At 70.7% G+C, this 8,145-nt stretch carries 6 protein-coding genes; 2 read left to right on the top strand and 4 right to left on the bottom strand.

The genetic code is table 11. The annotated features are described in order from the left end of the window. Positions 1-168: 168 nt before the first annotated feature. Complete coding sequence (locus AC5JJ2_RS20830) at positions 169-1,029, bottom strand: alpha/beta fold hydrolase (RefSeq protein ID WP_495859957.1); 861 nt, start codon at positions 1,027-1,029, stop codon at positions 169-171. Between the two features lie 140 nt (positions 1,030-1,169). Beyond that, positions 1,170-2,645, bottom strand: coding sequence for a rhomboid family intramembrane serine protease (locus AC5JJ2_RS20825; protein ID WP_495859956.1), 1,476 nt, complete (start codon positions 2,643-2,645; stop codon positions 1,170-1,172). 51 nt (positions 2,646-2,696) lie between these two features. On the opposite strand from AC5JJ2_RS20825, the gene AC5JJ2_RS20820 reads away from it, so the two are divergent. Then, positions 2,697-3,596 (top strand): pseudouridine-5'-phosphate glycosidase, encoded by a 900-nt coding sequence (locus AC5JJ2_RS20820; protein ID WP_495859955.1) that lies wholly within the window; start codon positions 2,697-2,699, stop codon positions 3,594-3,596. Between the two features lie 7 nt (positions 3,597-3,603). Here the strand turns inward: AC5JJ2_RS20820 and AC5JJ2_RS20815 are convergent, their stop codons facing one another. Together AC5JJ2_RS20815 and AC5JJ2_RS20810 are read right to left on the bottom strand one after the other, a co-directional pair. Continuing rightward, positions 3,604-4,776 (bottom strand): serine/threonine protein kinase, encoded by a 1,173-nt coding sequence (locus AC5JJ2_RS20815; RefSeq protein WP_495859954.1) that lies wholly within the window; start codon positions 4,774-4,776, stop codon positions 3,604-3,606. A gap of 373 nt (positions 4,777-5,149) precedes the next feature. Next, positions 5,150-5,530, bottom strand: a complete 381-nt coding sequence (locus AC5JJ2_RS20810; RefSeq protein ID WP_495859953.1) for an SET domain-containing protein — start codon at positions 5,528-5,530, stop codon at positions 5,150-5,152. 130 nt (positions 5,531-5,660) lie between these two features. On the opposite strand from AC5JJ2_RS20810, the gene AC5JJ2_RS20805 reads away from it, so the two are divergent. Continuing rightward, complete coding sequence (locus AC5JJ2_RS20805; RefSeq protein WP_495859952.1) at positions 5,661-8,078, top strand: SMP-30/gluconolactonase/LRE family protein; 2,418 nt, start codon at positions 5,661-5,663, stop codon at positions 8,076-8,078. Positions 8,079-8,145 lie beyond the last annotated feature (67 nt).

Below are 8,145 nucleotides of genomic sequence, written 5' to 3'. Positions count from 1 at the left end.
CCCTTTGGTCGACCATTTTTGGTGCATGCCGACGTGGGTTTGGGTTCAACCGGGGTTGGCACCCTAAATATAAATCGCCGCCGGCTTGCCGGCGGGTTTTTGCGACCCCCAAAACCCCGCCGGCAAGCCGGCGGCTATATTAGGGCGGGTTGCCCGACTCCACCGGCGTCACCCCGTCAGGAACGCCCGCACCTCGGCCGCCATCCGCGACGGGTGCGTGTACTGCGGGTAGTGGCCGCACGGCGAGAACTCGACCCGCCGCACGTCCGGCACGCCGGCCTCCACCTCCGCCTCGTATTGCCGCGGCACGATCGTGTCGCGGTCCCCGCCGATCATCAGCACCGGCTGCCGCACCCGCGGCAGCATCGGCCGCAGGTCGAGCTTGTCTAGGAGCAACGCCCGCCCCGCCGCGGCCCGCACCGGCGTCCGGCCGCTGTTGTGGATCAGGAAGTCGAACACCTCCGGCGGGGCGGTCACGAACGCGTGGGCCTCGAACCGCCGCATCACCGACTCGCGGATCGGCAGGTCGCCCATCCGCCACGGCCAGTACCGGCCGAGGCGGGCCAACCCGCGTTCCGCCCGAATCAGCGGCCGCCGGGCGAACCCACCTTGTAGCACCACCCGCCGCAGCCGGGCCGGGTACGTGACGGCCGTTCGCAGCGCGACCGTCGAGCCGAACGACGAGCCGAGGAGATCGACTTCGTTCAACTGAAGGTGATCCAGCAGCGCGACGAGGTCGTGCGCGAAGTCGGCGTGCCGGTACGGGCCGAGGTTCGCGTCGTCGTCCTTGCCGTTGGGCAGCTCGACGCTGATGCAGCGGACGTGATCGACGAGGTTCGCCATGAGCATGGCGAAGGACTCGGTGCGGTCGCACAGGCCGTGGACGATGACGAGCGGCCGCGGGCCGTCGCCCCAGGTGGCGTACCGCATCCGGAACCGCGGCGTGCGGACGGCGTGCCACCGCGCCTCGCGGGCGAACCGATCCGTGGCGGCGTGCAACTCGGCCGCGGTGACGGTAAGCGTTCCCATCAAAACTCGTTTCAAAGGCGTGCCGGGCTGCGCCCCCCTGGGACCGCGGGCGTCCCGCCCGCCCGCCTTCCTGTCAACGGGGACCTGTCTCCAGTGGCTGGGGCCGCGGCGGGCGGGACGCCCGCGGTCCCAGGGGTCGATTACCGCCCCGGTTGCGGGCCGCTATGAATCTCCGCCCGCCGCTGGTCGGCCAGCCGCTTCCGCTGGTGGAGGGCCGCGAGGCTGCCGTGCGGCTCGCGCAGCACGTCGGCCATGGCGTCGGCCAGCCCCTTCACCGCCTCCGCGTAGGCCGCGTATCGTTCCGGCAGTTCGCCGACGCCGGCCGACCGCGGGTGCGCTCCCACGAACGCCGCGAACGCGTCCGCGTCGGCCCGCAGCTTCGCGACCGCGGCCGGCAGGTCGGGCTTGTTCGCGTTCACCTGCGCGACCTCGTTCACCGCCCGGTACAGTTGCTCGACCTGCGGGGCGTGGATCGGCTGCATCGCCGCCTCCGCGGCCTTCAGGTACTGCACGTAGTCGGTGAAGGAGACGGCCGTCCGCAGCGCCTGCCACTTCTGGCTGTGCCGGGTGTGGTAGACCAGCCCCCCGACGGCCGCGGCGACGAGCACCCCGGACAGCGCCAACGCCAACCACCGGCCCTTCACCCCGGCCCGCTGCGACGCGACGAACAGGCACGACACGGCCACCCCCATCAGCCCGCCGCCGAAGTGCGCCGCCCAGCTCACGCCGGGGGCGAAACTGACCATCACGTTGATGACGAGCAGCACGCCGAGCCGCTTGAGGCTCTCGTTGACCATCGGCCGCGGCAGGTGCTGGCGGTGCAGCACGAGCCACGCGACGAGGGACGCCATCAACCCCCAGATCGCGCCGGACGCGCCGGCCATGATCGGCCCCGGCTGGACGGCCATCGCCAGGCAGCCGCCGCCGACCGCGGACGCCGCGTACAGGACGAGGAACTTGCGGAGGCCCCAGATCGACTCGGTCACGCTGCCGACGCTCGCCAGGCCGTACATGTTCAGGACGAGGTGCAGGATGCCGATGTGGACGAACGCGCTGGACAGCAGCCGCCACCACTCGCCGTTGACGAGGCCGACGGCCGACACCGCGCCGAGCCGCTCCAGCAACAGCACGTCGCCGTTCGCCAGGTACGCGTTCCCGGACCGGCCGGCGTTGACGGCGATGACGAGGCCGACGAGGAACCAGAACACGTTGGCGATGATGAGGACGGGCACGGCCGTCGGGACCCGCGGGGCGAGGATCGCCTGCCGGGCCTCCTCGCCGCGGTCGAACGTCGTCGGCCGCGGGGCCGGGTCCGGCCGGTGGTGGTGCGGGGCGGCGAGGGCGCGGGCGACCTTGTGCGGCTCGTTCGCCAGCTTCGCCCCCTCCGGCGTGACGCCGAACCCCTGGCCGACGCCCTTCACCCAGTCGGTGACGCGGATCAGCCCGGCGACGCGGAGGGCGGCGATGGGTTCATCCAGGGAGTCGCGGGGGATGTTCGCCTGCCGGGCGTGGGCGAGCGGGAACCACGCCCCGTCCCCGGCCGCGGCGATCCAGCCGAGCACGACGGCCGGCGTCGGCGGGAAATTTGCGGGCGGCGTCTCGTCGGCGGCGTCCATGTTCGGCATTATGTCGGGTGAGGGACAACTTGTCGATTGTCGGAGGGGCGAATGGACGCACAATGGCTGATCGTCGCGGACGAGGTCCGCGCGGCCGTGCAGACCGGCCGGCCGGTCGTCGCGCTGGAATCGACGCTGGTCGCCCACGGGCTGCCGTGGCCGGCGAACGTCGAGACGGCCCGCGAGTGCGAGGCCGTCATCCGCAAGGCGGGTGCCGTCCCGGCGACAATCGCCGTCCTCGCCGGCCGGCCGACGGTCGGGCTGACGGACGCGCAGCTGGAAGGAATCGCGAAGGCGGACGGCGTGTTGAAGGCGGGCCGCCGCGACCTGGCCGCGGCGGTGGCGCTGAAGCGGCACGCCGCGACGACGGTGTCCGCGACGATGGCCCTCGCGCACGCGGCCGGGGTTCGCGTATTCGCCACCGGCGGCATCGGCGGGGCGCACCGGGAGTCCGCGTTCGACATTTCCGCAGACTTGACGGAACTCTCCCGCACGCCGGTGCTCGTCGTCTGCTCCGGGGCGAAGAGCATCCTCGACCTGCCGCGGACGCTGGAGATTCTGGAAACGCTCGGCGTCCCGGTGCTGGGCTACCGCACGGACCAGTTCCCGACGTTCTACACGGCCGGGGCGGTGGGGTCGGTCACCCGCGTGGAGGCGGCGGCGGACGCGGCGGCGGCGTTCGCCGCGCACGCGCGGATGGGCGGCGGCGGGATGGTGCTGGCGCACCCGTGCCCGGCGGACGTGGCGGTGGCGGCGGACGCGTTCAACCGGGCGCTGACGGAGGCGGAGTTGGACGCGGCGGCCGAGGGCGCGACCGGGCCGCAGTTGACGCCGTTCCTGCTGTCGCGGCTGGCGGAGTTGACGGACGGCAAGACGCTCGCGGCGAACCGGGCGCTGATCGTCGCGAACGCGAAACTGGCCGCCGACGTGGCGGCGGCCCTGGTGACGTGAGGACGCTTTACAGCCCGACCGCCCGGCGGAGCCAGGCGAACGCGGACGACTTCGCGGCCGGCGTCGCCGTGTCCGTCAGCCGCGACGGCGGGGCGGCCGGCGTCTCGATCGGCAGCGTCCCCGCGATCGTCACCCAGTCGGAGATCGGCAGCCACGGGTGCAGCGCCACCAGCAGCGCCGTCGCGGAGGCGTACCGGTTCTGCGGGTCGCGGGCCCCCATCTTCTGGATGATCTCCCCCATCTGCCGCGGGACCTTCGGGTTCACGTCGCACGGGTTCGGGATGTCCTTCACCTGCCGCTCGGCCATCTTCTCCGCCGCCAACCCAGGGAACGGCGACCGGCCGGTGATGAGCTTGAAGAACGTCGAGCCGAGGCTGTAGATGTCGCTGCGGGCGTCCGGCTCGTTGCCCCACGCCTGCTCCGGGGCGATGTGGTCGATCTCCTCCGCGTACTCGGCCGTCTTGATCCGCTTCGTGACGTGCTTCCACGGGTTCTCGAGCATGTGCGTCAGCCCGAGGTCGATCAGCTTCACCCGGCCGTCGGGCAGGATCGCGACGTTCGCCGGCTTGATGTCCCGGTGGAACAGGGACCGCTGGTGGGCGAACCGCAGGGCCATCGCCACCTGGGCCATGTACTGCGCCGCCGCGTCCGGGGCGAGCGGCCCCTTCTCGGCGAGCACCTTGTCGAGCGTCGGGGCGGTGACGTGCTCGGACACGACGAAGTGCGTGCCGTTCCAGAACCCGAGGTCCAGCACCCGCGCGACGTTCGGGTGGTCCACCTGGGCCGCGGCCCGGACCTCCTTGACGAACTCCTTCAGGATCGTGTTGTCGGACGTGCGGTCGGTCGGCAGCACCTTGACGCTGACGAGCTTCTTCGAGGTGCGGTCCTCGGCCAGGAACACCATCCCGACGCGGTCCTGGCGGATGCCGTTGAGCACCTTGTAGTGGTCGAGGATGAACCCCTGCGTCTTCCCCTTCAACAGGTGCATGGCCTGGAACTTCGTGAGCAGCTTCTTCTGCACGAACAGGGAGGCCATCTTGATCGGGTCGTGGAGCGTCTTCTCGTCGAGCGGTTGCTTGGTGATGAACGCGACGAGGTCGTCGGGGGGGAGGAGGCCACTCTTGCGGACCGCGTCGAAGAACGGAGACCGGGGGAGGCGTAACCGGGTGGCCGTGCCCATGAGCGAACCTCGAACCTTGAATTCCTGGGAGATGGATTTCCTGCGGCCGAGGGCGATCCGGCCGACAGAAACCGTAGTGCGCGTTCGGGAAGCGGGCGCGAGTTCCGGAGAAACATGTCCCCTTTCCCGCGGAAATTCCGACACATCCCGGACAGTTTGGCACGCCGTTGTTGCGACAGCGAAGGCCGTGCGTTCGCGACAGGGAGCGCGACGGCCGGGAGTTCCGGCGGCGGCGGAAAGGTATCGCGCGGGAAGAGCGACGGGGTGGCCCCGATCCGGGTACTCGGTACTCCGTACCGGGTACTCGGTACTGAGTATGGAGTACCGAGTACCCGGTACGGAGTACCGAGTACCCCTACCCCGTACCCGGCCCTCAGCCCGCCTTGCGGAAGGCGTCGTAGTCGGTGGCGGCCCAGCCGTAGTCGATGAAGATTTGCTCGCCGGCGGCGACCCCGCGGACGGCCCGGAACACGACCTCGTCCCGGCCGAACCGGTACGAGAACACGGCGTTCGGGTCGGTCGAATGGTTGTACAGCGACCCGTACCCCAGCGCGATTGCCAGGGCGTCGTCGGCCCACTTGAACACGTAGGCGTCCAGGCGGCCGAGGGCGGTCGGCGGCGTCCCGGCGGGCAGGACCAGAACCGGGCAGACCTCCAGCAGCTCCCCGGCCCGGAACGGCCGGCCGGCGAACACGCCGCGGCCCATGCCGCGGACGCGGCGGACGACGAGCGGGGCTGGCTTCGGCTTGCGCATGGCTCCGAGTCCCATCATCGGCGCGGCCGGCCGACGACTTGAACCCGGCCGGTGAATTTCGGGTGAAACCGCCCGCCGGATCGGGGATACTGGCGTCCGCCTGCCCCCGCCGCACGTTCGGGTCCCAGCCATGCTCCGCTCCCTCCTCGTCCTCCTCGCGCTCGCCGCCCCGCTCGCCGCCGAGGAAACGGCCCTCTCGCAACACTGGCTCTGGTCCACCGCCCACCTCGTCCCTTACGAGACGACCTCCGAGGGGAGCGGGTACTTCTCCGTCGTCGAGGGGAAGGACCGCCGCATCTACGTCGGCACGGCGAAGTACCGGGAGAACGCCTTCCTCGTCGAGTTCGACCCGCCGACGCGGAAGATGAGAATCGTGCTCGACGCGCACAAGGAGATCGGCACGCCGGCCACGGGGTTCGCGGCGCAGGCGAAGTTCCACACGCGGAACAACGTCGGGCCGAGCGGTAAAATCTACCTCGGCACGAAGCAGGGCTACCCGGCCGACGGCGAGAAGCGGACCGACTACCCCGGCGGTTACCCGATGGTGTTCGACCCGGCCACGGGCAAAACGAAGGTGTACCCGATCCCGGTCCCGCACCAGGGAATCATCAGCGTGACGCCGGACGAGGAGCGCGGCCTCGCGTACATCTCGACCTGCTCCGACGAGCGGCCAATCGAGAGCGCCCACTTCATGGTCCTGGATTTGAAGACCGGGAAGTACCGCGACCTGATCGACAGCAAGCACATGTACGCCTTCATCGTGCTCGACCACCGCGGCCGGGCGTACCACCCGCTCATCGGCGGCGACATCGCCCGGTACGACCCGGCGACGGACAAGATGGAGCGACTGAAGCAGACCATCGACGGCCGACCGCCGACGAAGGACTCGAACCTGGCGCACGAGCACAGCCACCCGGTCAACTGGGAGGTGTCGCCGGACCGGAAGACGCTCTACGCCGTCGCGATGAGCACCAACCAGTTGTTCGCCTACGACCTGACCGCGGCCGGCGACACGCTCCCCGGCCGCAGTTTGGGGAAGCTCATCCCGACGGCGACGGCCACCGACTGCCGGGCGATGTGCGTCGCCCCGGACGGGACGGTGTGGGCCGGCGTCGCCGCCACGTTCGACCAGCGCGGGCAGTTCCTGCACGTCGCCAGTTGGCGGCCCGGCGACGCGGCCCCGACCGACCGCGGCCCGATCGCCATCGGCAACCCGCACTACACGACGTTCACGGACAGGGACGGGAAGGAGCGCCGCTACCACCACGGCGTGTACGCGCTCAAGGACGGCACGAAGCTGCCGCGGTACACGGTCATGGGCATCTGCGCCGCGTCGGACGGCACGGTGTACGTCACGACGCTCTGCCCGTTCACGGTCCACGCGATCCGCTTCCCGAAGGTCGCCGGCGTCACCACCGAGTACCGGCACAACTCGCACGCGGACGTGATCCTCGGCCGGATGCTGCAAACCGACTCGCTCGACAACAAGGGGCCGCGGTCGGCGCTTTCGCTCGCGTCGTTGTTCACCGACCAGGTTCCGAAGAACGACACGAGCCGCCGGTTCGCGAAGGAGTACGGCGTGCCGCTGAAAGAAACGGTCGGCGACGCGGTCGGCGGCGGCGTGGACGGCGTGCTCCTCGTCGCCGAGCACGGGACGTACCCGAAGTCCGCGAGTGGCGGCACGCAATACCCGAAGCGGCGGCTGTTCGGCGAGGTCGTGGCCGCGTTCGAGCGGACCGGCCGCGTCGTCCCCGTGTTCAACGACAAGCACCTGGCCGACAACTGGGCCGACGCGAAGTGGCTGTACGACACCGCGAAGGCGAGGAACATTCCCCTGATGGCCGGGTCCTCGATTCCGGGGACGTGGCGCAACCCGGCCCTCGACGTGAGGCGCGGGGCGAGGCTGAAGCAGATCGTCGGGCTGTCGTACCACTCGCTGGACGCCTACGGGTTCCACGGGCTGGAGTTCGTCCAGGCGCTCGCCGAGCGGCGGCACGGCGGCGAGACGGGCGTGGCCCGCGTCCGCTGCCTGACCGGCCCGGCGGTGTGGGCGGCCGAGAAGGACGGCGTCTTCGACCGGAAGCTGCTCGACGCGGCGCTAGCGAGTTTGAAAGTGCGGCCGATCCCGGCGGGGAAGAAGGTCGAAGAGTTGGTGAAGGAGCCGAGCCTGATCGTGGTGGACTACGCCGACGGGCTGCGGGCGAACCTGTTCACGCTGAACCCGGCCGTCGCGGAGTGGGCGGCCGCGTGGCAGACGGACGACGGCAAGGTTGAGGCGTGCGCGGCGTTCACGCAGGAGGGCCGGCCGTTCACGCACTTCTCCGTCTTGCTAAAAGGCATCTCGAAGATGGTGCAGACCGGCCGCCCGACGTGGCCGGCCGAGCGGACGCTGTTGACGAGCGGCATCTTGGACGCGGCCCTGATCTCGCAGGCGGCCGGCGGCAAGGTTGTGGAGACGCCGTACATGGCGGGGGTGAAGTATCAATCGACGTGGGACTGGCAGCAGCCCCCGCCACCGTACCCGGACCGGCCGATCGACAAGCCGTAACGTCATCGCAACGGCGAGCGTCGGGGGGGGGGGGGGGGGGGGGGGGGGGGGGGGGGGGGGGGGGGGG

Source organism: Limnoglobus sp. (genome assembly GCF_059499385.1).
Note: the sequence above shows the minus strand (reverse complement) of the source record. Positions and strands in the feature narration are given on the sequence as shown.

Coding starts and splice junctions, on each gene's coding strand:
- AC5JJ2_RS20805 (WP_495859952.1), top strand. CDS start 5,661: ATGCTCCGCTCCCTCCTCGTCCTCCTCGCGCTCGCCGCCCCGCTCGCC.
- AC5JJ2_RS20815 (WP_495859954.1), bottom strand. CDS start 4,776: ATGGGCACGGCCACCCGGTTACGCCTCCCCCGGTCTCCGTTCTTCGAC.
- AC5JJ2_RS20810 (WP_495859953.1), bottom strand. CDS start 5,530: ATGCGCAAGCCGAAGCCAGCCCCGCTCGTCGTCCGCCGCGTCCGCGGC.
- AC5JJ2_RS20830 (WP_495859957.1), bottom strand. CDS start 1,029: ATGGGAACGCTTACCGTCACCGCGGCCGAGTTGCACGCCGCCACGGAT.
- AC5JJ2_RS20825 (WP_495859956.1), bottom strand. CDS start 2,645: ATGGACGCCGCCGACGAGACGCCGCCCGCAAATTTCCCGCCGACGCCG.
- AC5JJ2_RS20820 (WP_495859955.1), top strand. CDS start 2,697: ATGGACGCACAATGGCTGATCGTCGCGGACGAGGTCCGCGCGGCCGTG.